This is a genomic window from Pseudomonas sp. RA_35y_Pfl2_P32, assembly GCF_963970735.1.
In the GTDB taxonomy this organism is placed as follows: Bacteria; Pseudomonadota; Gammaproteobacteria; order Pseudomonadales; family Pseudomonadaceae; genus Aquipseudomonas.
On sequence record NZ_CAXAQF010000097.1, the window covers coordinates 1 to 688 of the forward strand.

Consider the following 688-nt stretch of genomic DNA (forward strand, 5'->3'; position numbering starts at 1 on the left):
CATCGACCGCCTTGCCGACGAGGGTGAAGCCCTCGGCTTTAATCGCTCGTCGATTCGGCTTTCCATGACCTGGATGCTGCCGCGCATCGCCATGCACGAGGGCGTGCGCTCGCCCGACCTGCTGCGGCCCGAGCATATCGACCGGCTGCTCGCCGCCGTCCGCGACTTCGCCTCGCATCCCGACCTGCCGGTCTTCTTCGGTGCGCGCGAGCGCTACGGTCCGCAGTTCGCCAAAAGCTGGATCACGCATGCCAGCCAGCTCGGCACCATCCTCTACCATCGTGGCCAATCGAGCCGGCAGCCGCGCAAGTTCATGCCAGCCTACGCCTCGCACCCGCTGCTGCCGTCTGCGATGTGGGCACTCGTCCAGCGCTGGCTCGCAGCGCGCGCGTCGCAGCTGCGCCCCAGCACGGTTTACCACCACGAGATCGCGCTCAGGCGCTTCCTCGAGCACCTGGGTCGCGTCGCGCCCCAGGTCTGCCGCTTCGAGGATGTGACGCGCGAGCACGTCGAGAGCTTCTTTCGCGCGATGATCGACGAGCCGAGCGCAGGCAGCGGCGTGCCCTTGTCTCTCATCACACGGCGCAACCGCACGAACTCGCTTGCGCTGTTTTTCCGCGATACCGTCGCTTGGGACTGGGAAAGCGCGCCGCAGCGCCAACTCGTCGATTGCCGCGACAAGCCGCCG

At 67.4% G+C, this 688-nt stretch carries 1 protein-coding gene; it reads left to right on the forward strand.

Going from position 1 to position 688, the window contains the following annotated elements; genetic code table 11:
• Positions 1-688, forward strand: a 688-nt coding sequence (locus tag AACY45_RS27265; protein WP_339548537.1) for a hypothetical protein, incomplete at both ends; no start/stop codon positions are given.